The sequence below is a fragment of the uncultured Pseudoteredinibacter sp. genome (assembly GCF_947500695.1).
In the GTDB taxonomy this organism is placed as follows: Bacteria; Pseudomonadota; Gammaproteobacteria; order Pseudomonadales; family Cellvibrionaceae; genus Pseudoteredinibacter.
The window spans coordinates 26,074-40,538 of record NZ_CANMSS010000002.1 but is presented as its reverse complement, the minus strand read 5'-3'; the positions used below and the strand labels follow the sequence as shown (position 1 = coordinate 40,538).

The 14,465-nt window shown below is 46.9% G+C and carries 12 protein-coding genes; 9 read left to right on the top strand and 3 right to left on the bottom strand.

All coding sequences use genetic code 11. The features are described from left to right. Positions 1-328 precede the first annotated feature (328 nt). Positions 329-1,918, bottom strand: coding sequence for a cation:proton antiporter family protein (locus Q1A08_RS03910; protein ID WP_299770012.1), 1,590 nt, complete (start codon positions 1,916-1,918; stop codon positions 329-331). A 289-nt stretch (positions 1,919-2,207) separates the two neighbouring features. On the opposite strand from Q1A08_RS03910, the gene Q1A08_RS21480 reads away from it, so the two are divergent. Both Q1A08_RS21480 and Q1A08_RS03895 read left to right on the top strand, forming a co-directional pair. Beyond that, positions 2,208-2,948 carry a glutathione peroxidase gene (locus tag Q1A08_RS21480; protein ID WP_363323483.1) on the top strand — a complete coding sequence of 247 codons (741 nt, stop codon included), beginning with the start codon at positions 2,208-2,210 and terminating at the stop codon, positions 2,946-2,948. Positions 2,949-3,108: 160 nt separating this feature from the next. Further along, positions 3,109-4,161: a DUF3137 domain-containing protein gene (locus tag Q1A08_RS03895; RefSeq protein WP_299770009.1), complete on the top strand. Its 1,053-nt coding sequence runs from the start codon at positions 3,109-3,111 to the stop codon at positions 4,159-4,161. Positions 4,162-4,351: 190 nt separating this feature from the next. On the opposite strand, the gene Q1A08_RS03890 is transcribed toward Q1A08_RS03895, so the two are convergent. Together Q1A08_RS03890 and cysQ are read right to left on the bottom strand one after the other, a co-directional pair. Continuing rightward, positions 4,352-6,238 (bottom strand): DUF885 domain-containing protein, encoded by a 1,887-nt coding sequence (locus Q1A08_RS03890; RefSeq protein WP_299770006.1) that lies wholly within the window; start codon positions 6,236-6,238, stop codon positions 4,352-4,354. Positions 6,239-6,344: 106 nt separating this feature from the next. Then, positions 6,345-7,211, bottom strand: coding sequence for a 3'(2'),5'-bisphosphate nucleotidase CysQ (gene cysQ, locus Q1A08_RS03885; RefSeq protein WP_299770003.1), 867 nt, complete (start codon positions 7,209-7,211; stop codon positions 6,345-6,347). A 97-nt stretch (positions 7,212-7,308) separates the two neighbouring features. On the opposite strand from cysQ, the gene yrfG reads away from it, so the two are divergent. The 7 genes from yrfG (at position 7,309) to Q1A08_RS03850 (ending at position 14,464) form a co-directional block, all read left to right on the top strand. After that, positions 7,309-7,986, top strand: a complete 678-nt coding sequence (gene yrfG / locus Q1A08_RS03880) for a GMP/IMP nucleotidase (protein WP_299770000.1) — start codon at positions 7,309-7,311, stop codon at positions 7,984-7,986. A gap of 8 nt (positions 7,987-7,994) precedes the next feature. Then, positions 7,995-8,381 (top strand): S4 domain-containing protein, encoded by a 387-nt coding sequence (locus Q1A08_RS03875; RefSeq protein WP_299769998.1) that lies wholly within the window; start codon positions 7,995-7,997, stop codon positions 8,379-8,381. A 43-nt stretch (positions 8,382-8,424) separates the two neighbouring features. After that, positions 8,425-9,936 carry a serine protease gene (locus tag Q1A08_RS03870; RefSeq protein ID WP_299769996.1) on the top strand — a complete coding sequence of 504 codons (1,512 nt, stop codon included), beginning with the start codon at positions 8,425-8,427 and terminating at the stop codon, positions 9,934-9,936. A 33-nt stretch (positions 9,937-9,969) separates the two neighbouring features. After that, positions 9,970-10,392, top strand: coding sequence for a DUF4124 domain-containing protein (locus tag Q1A08_RS03865; RefSeq protein ID WP_299769993.1), 423 nt, complete (start codon positions 9,970-9,972; stop codon positions 10,390-10,392). Positions 10,393-10,466: 74 nt separating this feature from the next. Beyond that, the gene (hslO, locus tag Q1A08_RS03860) at positions 10,467-11,366 is read left to right on the top strand and encodes an Hsp33 family molecular chaperone HslO (RefSeq protein WP_299769991.1); all 900 of its coding nucleotides are present in this window, start codon (positions 10,467-10,469) and stop codon (positions 11,364-11,366) included. A gap of 313 nt (positions 11,367-11,679) precedes the next feature. Further along, entirely contained in the window at positions 11,680-13,239 is a 1,560-nt protein-coding gene (locus Q1A08_RS03855) for a phosphoenolpyruvate carboxykinase (RefSeq protein WP_299769988.1), read from the top strand. Positions 13,240-13,699: 460 nt separating this feature from the next. Next, a complete protein-coding gene (locus Q1A08_RS03850; protein ID WP_299769985.1) occupies positions 13,700-14,464 on the top strand; it encodes a hypothetical protein in 765 nt (254 codons plus the stop codon). The last annotated feature ends 1 nt before the right edge of the window (position 14,465 follow it).

Here is a 14,465-nt window from a genome sequence, read left to right as displayed (position 1 = left end):
AGCTGAAGGTTCGCATTAGGGGCTTGAGTTGCGAGTTTGAAGGTCAACTAGGTCGTCTAGATTGATGACTTGGCTTATTTCTGAGTGTCAGATTCTATATTTCAGGGCTTTGAAAGTCGCCTGTTCTTGGCGGTGGAGGTGGTGACTAATTTGCACGATGTGGTGCGTATTGTGACTGGCTTGTTTTTGAATTTTTTTAAAACGCCTCATCTACACTCAACTTCCGATTTAAGGAGGTTGTATGACCAATAGCCGAACTCTTAATCCGCTTGTGTAGGCTGCAACTCTTGCTGCAAGTGATTTCCTTGCGGCGAGGCTACTAGAGGGGCTATCTTGCTTGCCCGTCTTCAATCATTTCTAGGGTTTCAACGACGTGCTCGGCAAAGCCATGGCCGCCTTCATAGTAGAGGTTGTAGGTAACGCAGCCCATGCGCTTCAGTTGGCCGATTTCATCAGGGAAGCGGGCGATGACGGCAATTTGGCCGTTATAGCCTAGTCGCTTAATAAGTTGTACAACTTCGACATTCTCGCCGTGGTTGGCGAGGCTAACGAGAATGATGCGTATCTTCTTTAAATCTACTTGCTGCCAAAAGTCTTGGTCACTGGCGTCGGCACGTACTACTCGATAGCCTTCTCTTAACTGGCGTTGGGATTTTTTATCGGCTTCTTCAACACCGACTACTTTGCCAGGGTAGGCTTGGCGTAAATATCGATAGGCGCCAACGCCCACACGCCCCATGCCGAGTACCAAAACCTCGGTGTGGTCTAAGTCGTGATCACGCTCTTGGGGTAGGCGCTTTTTCAGTTCATAGCGCGCAAAAAGATGGCGATGACGGTTGTATATGGCATGGGCTCTGTCGTTAATAGGTGCTGCGATAAAAAAGGACAGCGCAACCGCGATCGCTAGAGTTACTACCCATTCCTGAGGCAAAACACCATTGCTTGCGGCCAGAGCGGCGACGATCAAGCCGAATTCGCTGTAATTAAATAAAGCCATGGACGATAGGAATGAGGTACGAGCTCGCAAGTGGGTGATGGTCATGAGCCAGTAATAAAGCAGTGGTTTAAACACGCTAACTATGGCTAGGCCAGCGGCAAAGATCAGCATTTCGATATTCGGCAATCCATTTAAGCCAATGCTCAAGAAGAAGCCCACCAAGAAAATATCTTTAAAGCTCATTAGTGCTTTGGATAGTTCGTTGGATTTAATGCCGCCAGCGAGTAAGACACCAAATATCAAAGCGCCCAAATCGCCTTTAACATTGCAAAGCTCGAACAGTTTTGCGCCGCCGAAGGCGATACCAATACCAAATAAAACCAATAACTCACCGTGGCCACTGCCGGACAATAGACGATGTAAGAATGGGCGAGCAGGAATTAAGAGGAATAAAAACAGTGCCGTCCAATCGGGAGATTTTCCAGTGCTTAAGGCTAGAAAAAATACCGCGGCCAAATCTTGAATAATTAAAATACCGATAGCTACAGTAGCGTGAATCGATGAGGTCTCACCGTGTTGTTCAAACACTTTTACGGCAAATACTGTACTGGAAAAAGATAAGGCAAAGGCGACCGTCCAAATGGCGGTACTATCGAGGCCGCTTAGCTTGCTGATCCAGGGAGCGAGCATCATAAACAGCGCACCAAAACTCACCGTAGTGATCAGCATATGGCTGGAGGCTACGGCCCATATTTGGGGTGCGGCTAGATCTTTAATATTGAGCTTAAGGCCAATGGTGAACAGCAAAAGTGTTACGCCAGCGTTGGCCATAGTATCGATAACTGTGCCAGATTCGGTATCCAAGCCAAAACCATGAATCATAAAGCCAGCTAGCAGGTAGCCCAGCATTGGCGGGAAGCCGATTCGCTTGAAGCTCAGGCCTGCGAAGAGCGCAATGATGATGATGATTGGATCCAGCATTTAGGTCTCGCTTAAATGACAATAGTTGATCTGGCCTGACTGTAGTTTAGCTTATTTTAGAGATAAGTCTCTGTTTTATAGATGTTTTAGGAATAACTTGCATGGCACGAATAACGGCTGAGACTTTTGATTGCGCTCTCTGTCGCTTAAATATTCGTTTGATAGCGATTAGCTATCAATGTGATTTTTATTGTTAATTTTATCTATCAATGTCTGTTGTCCTATACTAGTTTCACGTTCTGAGAGGCATCAACAGGGTGCTAACCGTTTTAAACTTGAGGATAAAGCTATGAGTGAAGTGCAATTGAACAGCCACGAAGGCCAGCGTGTTCCATCGGTTACCTTTCCTGTGCGAGAAGGTGATGCTTGGAAACAGATCAACAGCGATGAGCTATTTGCCGGTAAAACAGTAATTGTGTTTAGCCTGCCGGGTGCCTTTACCCCGACATGTTCATCTACTCATTTACCCCGCTACAACGAGTTGGCGGCGGTATTTAATAAGTTGGGTGTGGACGACATTATCTGCATGTCGGTCAATGATACTTTTGTAATGAACGCCTGGAAGGCTGATCAAGAGGCCGAAAATATTACTGTGATTCCAGATGGCAACGGCGACTTTACTCGAGGTATGGGTATGTTGGTTGGCAAGCAAGAGTTAGGCTTTGGTGATCGCTCTTGGCGTTACAGCATGCTGGTTAAAGATGGCGTGGTAGAAAAACAATTTATCGAGCCACAAGAGCCAGGCGACCCGTTCAAGGTTTCTGACGCTGATACTATGTTGCAGTATTTGTCCCCAGATTATCAATTGCCAGAATCCAGCACTGTCTTCACCAAGCCAGGATGCCCGCATTGCGTAGCGGCTAAGGCTTTATTAAATGAGCGTGGTTACAGTTATGAAGAAATCGTGCTAGGTAAAGATGCCAGTACCGTTGCCGTGCGTGCTATCACCGGTCGTGACACCGTGCCGCAAGTGTTTATCGGTGGCAAGCATATTGGTGGCAATGACGATTTGGTTAAGTTCTTCTCTTAAACGCAGTTAGCTCGGGGTCAGATCCCCATATTAAACCAGGAGGGCTTGCCCTCCTGGTTTAATATGGGGATCTGACCCCTAGTAAGTCTCCACTTTCTAACTCTTGATTTAGATAGCTAACTTGATAAAGTCTGCAGCCTTTTAAGAATTGGTGGAAGTGGTGCAGTCTCCCTATCAGGATAATAAATCTAAGGCCGAGCACGCTTGGCGATTAAATAGTTTTATCGATGTTCTTGCTGATGTCATTGTTTACGGGGTTTTCCGTAAAAAAAGGCCCAGCTTGCATTTTGATATCTCACAGTCAGATCTTCAGTCTCTGCTAGAGGCCTCGCAACAAGAAATGCAGGAACTCGAAACTCAGCGCGAGACCTGCCGTAAGCAGTATGTGTTTCGCAAGCGTGTATTGCTTATTGTGATACCTTTGCTTTTCCTTAGTCTTCCCTTTATTGGTTTGGGTGCAATAAGCTTGATGTTTATCGCATTTGTGTTGGGTGGCTGTTGGATGGTTTCTGCAAGCTTACCCTTTAGGCAGTATTTTGATCAGCAGTTTTTACCTGCGCTTTTAGATCGCCTTCCAAACTATGAATATATGCGTAATGGCTATATTCCTGTTACTGAGCTGAAGCCGAGCGGAATTATTCCAGATCATGTCGATAGCTTAACTCGTCAAGAGGATTACTTACATCGTTGGCATGATGATGTGTATTGCGAACTGGTAGAATGTGAGTTTAAAGAATATCGTCGGGACAAGAATGGCGTAAAAGAAAACTCGGTATTTAAAGGTGTCATTAGCCGTTTATCTATGCCAAATAGCATTCCTCATCGAATTGTTATGCAAGCAAACTGGGGAAAGCTTCTGTCATTACTTCAGAAAAAACCTATGGATAAATCTTTCAGCTATAAGTTAGATGAGCCTAGGTTGGCAAAGAAGTATGATTTTTATTGTGAAGATAAGGCTTACCTTGAAAGTACAATCAGTACGGCGTTCCAAGAAAAGTTGGCTGATTTTATAGATAAGCTCGATGTGGCTGCGCCGGAATTTGGTTTTTACGGCCAGTATGCTTTGCTTCTACTCCACCGCCCGCAAAACTTTCTGTCGGCTCCCGCTCTCAATGAGCCTTTGGATCAGCAGAAGTTGTTAACAGGGCTGCTGCAAGAAATTCAGATGATGAATGAATTTGAATCCCTAGCGCTCGAAGTTTGGCCAAAATAAGCCGAATACTAACCGGGGTCAGAACCCATGGGTTCTGACCCCTATATCGGAGCCAAGATAATAAATAAAATCGACTGGCTTAAGGGAAAGGCAAGGTGGTTTCGTTAGAGTAAACCAAATTAATTAAAAATCGTGCAGGCACCTGGGGTCAGAACCCATGGGTTCTGACCCCTTTCTAACCTTTAGCCGCTTACTTTTTAGAAGCTACCCAATCTTTAACTTTCATCTCAACAACCTGCATTGGCATTGCGCCACTTAGCAAAGCTACATCGTGAAATTCTTTAATGTCGAATTTCTCGCCTAGCTCAGCCTGAGCCATCTCACGTAACTCTAGGAACTTCAACATACCAAGCTTGTAACCAAGAGCCTGACCTGGCCATGCCATGTAGCGCTCAATTTCTGCGGTGGTCTCGGTTTCGCCCATGCCGGTATTGGCCATCATATATTCGATAGCTTCTTCGCGGCTCCACTTTTTAAAGTGCATGCCGGTATCAACTACCAAGCGAACGGCGCGGAAAATTTCAGCTTTTAAGCGGCCTAGGTCACCAAATGGATCATCTTTATATTCTCCCATTTCCCAAACTACACGTTCGGAGTACAAGGCCCAACCTTCAGAGTAGGCATTGTAGGCGGCAACACGGCGCAATAGCGGCAAGCTGTCTTGTGCTAGGTTCAAAGCAATTTGCCAGTGATGGCCTGGGTTGGCTTCATGATAGGTTAGGGTACGCAGATCAAACTTTGGCACCGCTTTCATATCACGTAAGTTGATCCAGTAAATCCCTGGAACGCTGCCATCTAATGTGGGTGCAGTATAGCGGCCACCCGCTTCGCCATCTTCAACAGCTTCTGGAATGCGGCGAACTTCTACATCATAAGGAGGCTCAGTAGCAAACTGCTCTGGCATGCGTTTGTTAATGTGCTCGATCATGCCGTTAAGATCGTTTAATAACTCTTGGCGACCTGCATCAGAGTCTTCATAAAGGAAGCGCGCTTCATCGGTTAGGCCGTTCATACGCTCACCAACAGAACCTTCGCTATAACCTTGAGCCTTTAAAATCTCATCCATCTCGGCGGTGATGCGAGCAACTTCCGCTAAGCCAACCTCATGTACTTCGGCTGGGCTCATGCTGGTATCGCCTAAACGCTGCACCATCGCTAGATAAAACTTATCGCCATTTGGTTGTGCCCAGATACCAGAGGCATCACGCGCTTTGCTTTCATATTTGCGCAGAGTTTCCGCAACTTTGCGATAGCCTGGGTAAACGTGCTTTTCTACATTGGCGGCGGCTTGTGCAAGTAGGGCTTGCTTGTCTTCTTCGGCAAAGCCTTCAATTTTATCTAGCTTGCTCTTAAGACTGGTCACCAAGGTGTGCTCAGCCGCAGGAATTGCGCTATAGCCATCAACAAAATTTAGCGTACTTTTAACCAAAGCTTTTGGCATTACCCAATCAGTTTCAGAATCGCTGATTAGCTTTTGATTGATATTGTCGATGTAGGCTTCAAAGGCTACTAGGCGTTGCAAATAAAGTTCAGCATCTTCTTTGCTTTTAATTTGTTGTGCGTTTTGCAATGTGGCGGGGCCATCAATCAAGGGGCCATTGATTTGGTTAACGATAAATGGAGTGTGGCCCATCCAGGTATCAATATAACCTTGCTCGAAACCTTCAACACCAGCGAAGTAGTTTAAAAGGTTTGCACCAACACGCTGGTTGTCTAGGTTTAGACCTTCATTGGCGACATCCAATGCGCTAATGGCTTTGGCGGCAGCGGCCATGGTAGAGCGAAGCGCATTTTCAGATTCCAAAGAGTAGTCTTCCATGCGGCTTAAGTAAGCACCGCCAGCCGTCTTTTCATCTAGACCGACTTGCGTCGCAAATTGTGGGCGAGCTTTAAACAATGCCGTAGTGGCTTCGTTCAGCTGGGTGCCTAGGTCCTTGGGGGCTGCGACTTCAGCAGCCGCTTGTTCTACTGTTGCGGCAGCTGGAGCAGCTGCTGGGGCTTTGGTTTCTTCTTTATTGCCACAGGCGCTAAGGGCAATAGCGGCTGTTAGGGCTAGGGCGATAGGGGTGCGTTTCATGCTTCTACTCGCTGTGGTTTGTGTGTTTTGTAGTAAATTAACGGACGAGCCTCGATGAGGCTCAATTACGGCGATATTATTCAGAGGTGCCTTAAGCTACTTGGATCTAGCAACTTGGATCTAATAACTCGGCCCAGTCCAAGCTTGGGTCCCCAACCACATAAAAGTTGGGGTTCAACAGGGATTCTTTATGGTTGTAGCGCAGATTGCTAAATTCTGGATTGAGCACCTTACCGCCAGCCGCTGAAACTACAGCGTGGGCCGCCGCCGTATCCCATTCGCAGGTCGGTGCTAGGCGTGGGTATAGCTGGGCCTTGCCTTCGGCGATCAAGCACAGTTTTAAAGAGCTACCCATAGATTCTAAATGGCACTGGCTAAAGCTGTTTTCCAATTGGTCTATCAATGCATCAATTTCAGCCGCTCCGTGTCGGCGGCTGCCCACAACAATTAAGTCCTGCTGCAAGGCCTGTGCTTGGGTGCTTATCGCTTCTTGTTCGGTAATTGTGCTGCCATCGTTGCTGTATTTAATGGCCTCGCTGCGACCTTCTAGCAGGTTGCCGATATAGCTTAGTTTTAAAACTGGGCTGTGAACTAGGCCGAAAATAGGCTTATTTTCGTGAATTAGGGCGATATTAACGGTGAACTCGTCATTTCTGTTGATAAATTCCTTGGTGCCGTCCAAAGGGTCAATCAGCCAGTAATATTCCCAAGATTGTCGTTCGGTAAAGCTCGGCATGGAAGATTCTTCCGATAAAACCGGTATTTCGGGGCTAAAACCCGCCAAAGCTGTGCAAATTACTTCGTGAGCCGCTAGATCGGCCTGAGTAACTGGGGAATTGTCGCCCTTGTGATTTATCTCTATTTCGCCCTGTTGGTAGTAAATTTCCAAAATTGCTTGTCCGGCTTCGAGGCCGATATCGACTAATCGCTGATTTAGGTCTGCTCGCTGCAAACTGGGGGGGAGGGAACTCATGGCCTTCCTTATTTTGTGTTAATCTTAGCCGCCTTGCGCCGCTGGGAATACCAGTCCTGCTGGCGCCTTGCCGCTGTGATATTGAGTAAAACAAATTATGACGTCTAATTCACCCCAAGCCCAAGTGGACTGGGAGCAGATCGATACCGTGCTATTGGATATGGATGGTACCTTGTTAGATCTGCATTTCGATAATTATTTCTGGCTGCAGCATTTGCCTCGACGCTATGTGGATACCCATGGTGTAACTATGGAGGCCGCTCAAGAAAAACTACATGGTATGTTTGAAACCTACCGTGGCAAGCTGGAATGGTATTGCTTAGAGCATTGGTCTGATGCGCTAGATCTTGATATTCGAGCTTTAAAAGAAGAGGTGCAAGAGCGTATTGCTATGCGTCCTTATGCCATTGAGTTTCTGCAGCGTTTACGTGCTTTAAATAAAAAGCTTGTGTTGATTACCAATGCCCACCCACAGAGCTTATCGCTCAAGCTGGATATTACTGCTATTGATCAATGGCTGGATGTGGTGATCTCATCCCATGAGTATCGCCAACCAAAAGAACAACAGGCCTTTTGGCATTGTTTGCAAGAGCAGGAACAATTTGACCCTGAACGTACTCTATTTATTGACGATACTGTGAGTATCCTAGAGTCGGCGGCGACCTATGGCATAAAACACTTGCTGTGTATTCATCAACCCGATAGCCAGCAAGAGCGTCGTATCGATGCTTACCCGGCCATCGATCACTTCGATGAAATTATGCCCAAGCTGTAGAGGATATTTTGGAAAAAGTACGAATAGATAAATGGCTTTGGGCAGCGCGATTTTTTAAAACCCGAAGCTTAGCTAAAACTGCGATCGAAGGTGGCAAGATTCATGCGGATGGGCAGCGGGTTAAAGCCAGCAAAGAAATTCTAGTTGGGCAAATTTTAACGATTCGTCAGGGCTGGGATGAAAAAGATGTAGAGATTTTGGCCCTATCAGATAAAAGGGGGCCAGCGCCCGTGGCTCAACAGTTATATCAAGAGACCGCCGAAAGTATTGCAAAGCGTGAAGCAGAAGCCGCTAAGCGTAAAGCCTTACGAGGTATAGATCTTAGCCCAGAAAACCGGCCAACGAAAAAGCAGCGCCGTCAAATTCATCGCTTTCGCGAACAAGATTATTCTTAGGGTAGCAAGCGAATTATTAAAATAGGTAAATTGGATGATACTTATGTTTTCTCGCCGTGTATTAATGGTGATCGTTTCTTTTTGTGTGCTGGGCCTTGCCGCCAATGCACAGGCTGTTGTCAGCAAAGATTCTCAAAAGGTAAAAAACGCGGTTATAAAAATTTATAGCACTTTAACACCCCCTGATTATTTTACGCCTTGGCGTCTACTCAACTCGCAGCAAAGTAGTGGCTCCGGTGCGGTTATTGCGGGTAAGCGAATTTTAACTAATGCTCACGTGATTGCTGATGCCAGTTATCTGCAGGTGCAAAAAAATGGCCAGCCAAAGAAGTATTTGGCTCGCGTCGATTTTGTATCTCACGCGGCTGATTTGGCAATACTTAAGGTAGAAGATGAAAGCTTTTTTGATGGCATTACGCCATTAAAAGTTGGCAAATTACCTGAACCTTTGGAAACAGTCTCGGTTTTTGGTTACCCCTTCGGCGGTAATACTCTCAGTATTACCCAAGGTGTTCTTTCTCGTGTTGAACACCAGTTTTATGCTCACGCTGGCGGCTATCTATTAGCTGGCCAAATCGATGCGGCGATTAACCCTGGTAACTCCGGTGGCCCGGTTATCGCTGGCGATAAAATTGTAGGGGTGGTAATGCAGGCTAATACCGGCGCCCGTGCTGAAAATCTAGGCTATTTCGTGCCGCCGTCGGTGATTCGTCATATTTTAAAAGATGCTGATGATTCGGAGCATAATGGTTTTGTAAATCTGGGTTTGCGCACCCAAAGTCTAGAAAGCCCAGCTCTGCGTGGTGCCCACAAACTAAAAGAAGATCAAAATGGTGCGTTGATTGTTAAAGTGTTTGAAGGCAGTGTTTCCGAAGGGAAGTTATTTCCAGGTGATGTAATTTTGGCCATTGATGGTTATGACGTGGCGGAAGATCGCTCCATCGAGTTTCGTAAAAATCAGCGCACTAACTTCAAGTACGCTTTAGACCAGCATCATGTTGGCGATACCATTAAGCTTAAAATTAGTCGTGATGGCAAAACTCAAACTATCAAACTTAGAGCGGCACCTTCGAGAAGAAACTATAGCTTAGTGTTGGCGGAGCGCTTTGGCGCGCAGCCTTCTTACTTTATTTATGGTGGCGTGGTATTTGTACCGCTGAATATGAATTTGATTAAGCGTTGGGGAAGCAGCTGGCACAGCAAGGCACCTATCGATTTCTTAAGTGCCCGGGGTCAGTGGCGTTCACCAGAAAAAACCGAACTGGTTGTGGCTCTTAAGGTTTTGCCGGCCGATGTTAATCTTGGTTTTCATGATTGGAAAAACTGGATTATCGAGTCAGTAAATGGCCAGCCCATTAAGGACTTTGCTAGCTTTGTGGAGCGGGTGCGTGGCAATCAGCAAGAATATTTAACCTTGGCGGATAGCGATGGTTATCAAATTGTTTTGAATAAGCAGGATTCTGAAGCTGGCTTGGATGATATCTTGGCTCGTTACCGAGTGCCGATGGCTTTTTCAATGGACCTTGAACCCAAAACGGCTACAGCAGAGCAATAGTTGCTCTGCTGGTTGAGTGTCTAGGAGCTGACGATGCTTCGATTTGTTATCGCTTTGTGTTTGTTGTTGCTTGCCCTTGATGGCCATGCACAGCTCTATAAGTGGGTCGATGCCGAGGGCAATGTTCATTACAGCGATAGCAAACCCAAAGGGCAGGCTGCAGAAGATATCAGTGCAAAACTGCCCAGCACCAATATCGATAGCAGTCATAAAAAATTGCAGGCGCTTGATGTCATTCGCCAACAACGCCTACAAGATCAGCAAAAAAAGCAGCAACAATTGCAGAGCCAAGCAAAGCAGCGTCAGCGGGCTTGCTCCCAAGCTCGCCGTAACCTTTCCCGTGTACGTGGGCGTTCTTACTTTCGCTATGGTGATGGCGGACAAAAAACCTCCGAGGCCGATCGTAAGAAGATGCAAGCGCAGGCCCAAGCGCGGGTAGATCGCCTGTGCAAATAGCCTGATTAGTAGCCCTTGATGCTGGAAATTTAGACCCCATAATAGGGCATTCTAGATTTTGAGATTACAGCGTCATGGCTAACAGCGACATTATTCAGCACTTTATCTTTGAAAATACCGACATCCGCGGTGAGATTATTACCTTGGAAGAGGCCTACCAGCAGGTGCGCGCTAATAATGCCGCGGCTGAAGAGGCGGTTCCAGAGGCCGTTTTGCGTTTGCTGGGCGAGTTCATGGCGGCTGTAGCGCTGCTTTCGGGCACCTTAAAGTTTGAAGGTTTACTAACCCTGCAGGCTCGTGGCGAAGGCACGATGCCGATGATTATGGCTGAAGCCAGCTATCAAAAGGGATTACGTGCAGCGGTTCAAGTAAATGATGCTGCTGCAATTGAGGCGCTGGAAGAAATCAGCCTGGCCCAGCTATTGGGCAATAATGGCTTACTGGCCATCTTGATTCAGCCCGATAAAGGTGAGCGCTACCAAGGCATTGTGCCCCTATCAAAGAGTAACCTTGCGGCCTGTTTAGAAGATTACTTTGCTCAATCGGAGCAGCTAGGTACGCGTTTTTGGCTGGCGGCCGATGAGCAGCGCGCGACCGGTTTGATGGTTCAGGAGCTTCCTCAGCAATTGGCCGATGCCCAAAGCAATGCCGAACACTGGCAAACGATTACGGCTTTGGCAGAAACAATCAAGGATGAGGAGATGCTTAGCTTAGATCAGCACACCATCCTTTACCGCCTATTTAATGAAGAAGAAGTGCGCTTATTTGACCCCCAAGAAGTGCGTTTTCAGTGTAGCTGCTCTGAAGAGCGTTGTGTAAGCACCATTATCTCTATCGGGCAAGCCGAAGCTGCTGAGATTCTCAGTGAGCAGGACTTAATCACCATGGATTGCCATTTCTGTGGCAAGAAGTATCAATTTGGCCCCCAGCAAGTAGACAAAATCTTTGCTGAACTGGGTAATCAGGCTCACTAGTTAGCGCTCGATTCCGGGCGGTATATTAGGGGTTTCTATGTATTGCTGGGCTTGCTGCAAGGGCAGGCCCTGCGGGCTTTTGGCGCAGAATGTTGTCAAAAAAAGCTTGTAAAAATACTACCTAAAAAAGTACCAGGATAAGATCGAATCTCAATAGGTTTTCTGGCATAATGGCGCCCCCAAATTTACCGAACCCTGAAATTTAGTATTTCAGGGCAGACAGATTTTTAATTAAAAATGTCTATACCTCTGGTGCTTCGGCGGTGTTTGCTGAGGTGCGGCGGTGCAGGCCCATAGCTGACAGGACACATCCATGACACAAATTGACGATTCTCCAACCGTCTACACAGATCTAAGCTCAGTAGAGCTGATTGAGCAGGCTTTGGCCCGCGGTGAAGGTAAGCTGGCTGCCAATGGCGCATTTACTGCCGAAACCGGTGAGCGCACTGGCCGTTCGCCAGCTGATCGCTATACCGTAGAAGAGCCTTCTACTGCTGAGAGCATCGATTGGGGCGCGGTAAACCGTCCTTTCGACTCTGACAAGTTCGACGCCCTATGGGATCGCGTTGAAGAGCATGTAGCCAGTGTTGATTCATTTGTATCTCACCTGCACGTGGCAGAAGATCCAGATCACTACCTAGCGGTTAAGGTGACTACTGAGACGGCATGGCACAATTTGTTCGGTCGCAATATGTTCATCCGCACCGACAACTATAACCCTAAGGGTAAAGAAGAGTGGCGTATCCTGCACGCGGCCAACTTCGCATGTGACCCAGAGCGCGATGGCACCAACTCTGAAGTTGCGGTAATCGTAAACTTCGCTCAGCGCAAAGTTCTTTTAGCTGGCGCCAAGTACGCTGGTGAAATGAAGAAGTCCATGTTCGCTGTACAAAACTTCTTGTTGCCAGAAAAAGACGTAATGCCAATGCACTGCTCGGCTAACGTTGGTAAAGATGGCGATACTTGTTTGTTCTTCGGCCTTTCTGGTACTGGTAAAACTACCCTTTCTGCTGACCCTGAGCGTTACTTGATTGGTGATGACGAGCACGGCTGGGCGAAAGGTGCAGTATTTAATATGGAAGGTGGTTGCTACGCTAAGACCATCGATCTAAGCCAGAAAAACGAGCCAGTTATTTGGGATGCTATCCGTTTCGGTGCCATCGTTGAAAACGTTGTTCATGATGACAAGCGCGTTGCTGACTACTGCGACACCAGCTTGACCGAAAATGGTCGTTGCTCATACCCACTTGAGCACGTTGAAATGCGTGTTGAAGAAAACCGTGCTGGTGAGCCAAAGAATGTTATCTTCCTAACTTGTGATGTTTCTGGTGTGATTCCTCCAGTTTCTATCTTGAGCAAAGAAGCGGCGGCCTACCACTTCCTATCTGGTTACACTGCTCGCGTAGGTTCTACTGAGCTAGGTGCAGAAGCCGGTATTCACCCAGCATTCTCTACCTGTTTTGGTGCTCCTTTTATGCCTCGCCCAGCTCGCGAATACGCTGAGCTATTAATGAAGCGCATCGAAGATTTCGATTCTAAAGTGTACTTGGTTAACACTGGTTGGACTGGTGGTGCAGGTGGTGCTAATGGCACTGGCTCTCGCTTCCCAATCCCTGTGACTCGTGCGGTTGTTGCCGCTATCCAGAACGGTTCTTTGGAAGGCGTTGCCACCGAGCACATGGACATCATGAACATGGAAATTCCAGTAGAAGTTCCTGGTGTTGATAAGTCTTACTTGAACCCTCGCGAAGCTTGGGCTGATAAAGACGCTTACGATACTTCGGCTAGCAAGCTTGCTGGTTTGTTCGCTGAGAACATTCAGAAGTTTGAAGTAAGCGCAGAGATTGAAGCGGCTGGCCCAAAAGCTAGCTAAACCCGCTTTAAATCTTGTTGTTTAAAAAGCCAAGCTCTTAGGAGCTTGGCTTTTTTGTTTTTGCGGCCCGGTAAAAGCCGGTCTGACTACCTCTAGCTATTAATTAGCCCTCCTGCCTCAGTTTGATTGCTTTCGCCTCCTTCAAGACTTTTCTAGCGCCTCGGCACACAAAGCCACAATTTGTCATTTTTGCTTATTAAGTGCTGAGTGAAGATGATAAAACCTATCAATAAGGATTAAAAACATGATCCTGATCAAAAAGAGTGATGCGTAATCTAACTAGAATCTACGGCCATTTTGATCAGAGGCTGTATCTGCGCTGAACTTGCTCAAATGGATTGAAAATCAAACAACAGGATGTGGGCCGGTTTATTGCTGGTTATAGGAGCTTAGAAGCTTTGGTGAGCTTTAGCTGATTATTCTCGTGACAAGCTGCTTAGCTTAAGTGGCAGAGAACCCTATGAATTTGCGTTACTCCACATCTCTATTAATCAGCAAGCGTGATCCGCAAGCGGAGCGAGAAAACTTGCCTTTGCTCGCTGAGCAAAATGATAGTGGCCTACATGAGCTTAGAAATCTAAGCGTAAATCGTGGGGCGCCTTCTTATACCACACCTGTTTTTCTAAGCCGATGCCTAAGGCAGCAGCGCCGGGCTCCGCAAAACTTACGTAGCCATGTGCAGCGTATCAATCTATGCATAGCAAATCGTGATGAGTCGGCATGCTATGGTGCTCTGCAAGATCTTTTTATCATATTAAATCGTCATGGTTTAGAGCTTCGCCAGCGCATGTTACAGCGTGCCAAGCCATTACTCGATAGCATCGATTATTTAGCTTTATCGGCCTGCCTAGACGATGTGGCAGCTATAGATAAGTTGCCATTTAGCGAATTCTCCTTGTTCGCCAAAGCCAGTTATGGCCACAGAGTTTTAATTCAACGTCGTGAGCAAAACAGCGAGGCCGATCCGATGTTGATTTATCGTGGTCATATGGAATGTGGTGAGCTAGAAGACGCGCAGCAAGTTTTACAGCGAGCTTGCTTGAATGGCACAAAAGATATCGAGCTGCACAAAGAATTGATCGAATTATTACAAGCACTGTCCGCAGAGGCAGAAATAGAGTCCCTAGCCAATAATATTATTGCTCTACAGCCAGAGCACGATGCTATCGCCTATCTATGGCGTCAGCAATTAAATCTACAAGCCACCGCCTCAAGGGTGGATTAAA

Bases quoted from the DNA above. Each gene is read 5' to 3' on its own strand.
- Q1A08_RS03910 (WP_299770012.1), bottom strand. From the start codon at position 1,918: ATGCTGGATCCAATCATCATCATCATTGCGCTCTTCGCAGGCCTGAGC.
- Q1A08_RS21480 (WP_363323483.1), top strand. From the start codon at position 2,208: ATGAGTGAAGTGCAATTGAACAGCCACGAAGGCCAGCGTGTTCCATCG.
- Q1A08_RS03890 (WP_299770006.1), bottom strand. From the start codon at position 6,238: ATGAAACGCACCCCTATCGCCCTAGCCCTAACAGCCGCTATTGCCCTT.
- cysQ (WP_299770003.1), bottom strand. From the start codon at position 7,211: ATGAGTTCCCTCCCCCCCAGTTTGCAGCGAGCAGACCTAAATCAGCGA.
- yrfG (WP_299770000.1), top strand. From the start codon at position 7,309: ATGACGTCTAATTCACCCCAAGCCCAAGTGGACTGGGAGCAGATCGAT.
- Q1A08_RS03870 (WP_299769996.1), top strand. From the start codon at position 8,425: ATGTTTTCTCGCCGTGTATTAATGGTGATCGTTTCTTTTTGTGTGCTG.
- Q1A08_RS03865 (WP_299769993.1), top strand. From the start codon at position 9,970: ATGCTTCGATTTGTTATCGCTTTGTGTTTGTTGTTGCTTGCCCTTGAT.
- hslO (WP_299769991.1), top strand. From the start codon at position 10,467: ATGGCTAACAGCGACATTATTCAGCACTTTATCTTTGAAAATACCGAC.
- Q1A08_RS03855 (WP_299769988.1), top strand. From the start codon at position 11,680: ATGACACAAATTGACGATTCTCCAACCGTCTACACAGATCTAAGCTCA.
- Q1A08_RS03850 (WP_299769985.1), top strand. From the start codon at position 13,700: ATGAATTTGCGTTACTCCACATCTCTATTAATCAGCAAGCGTGATCCG.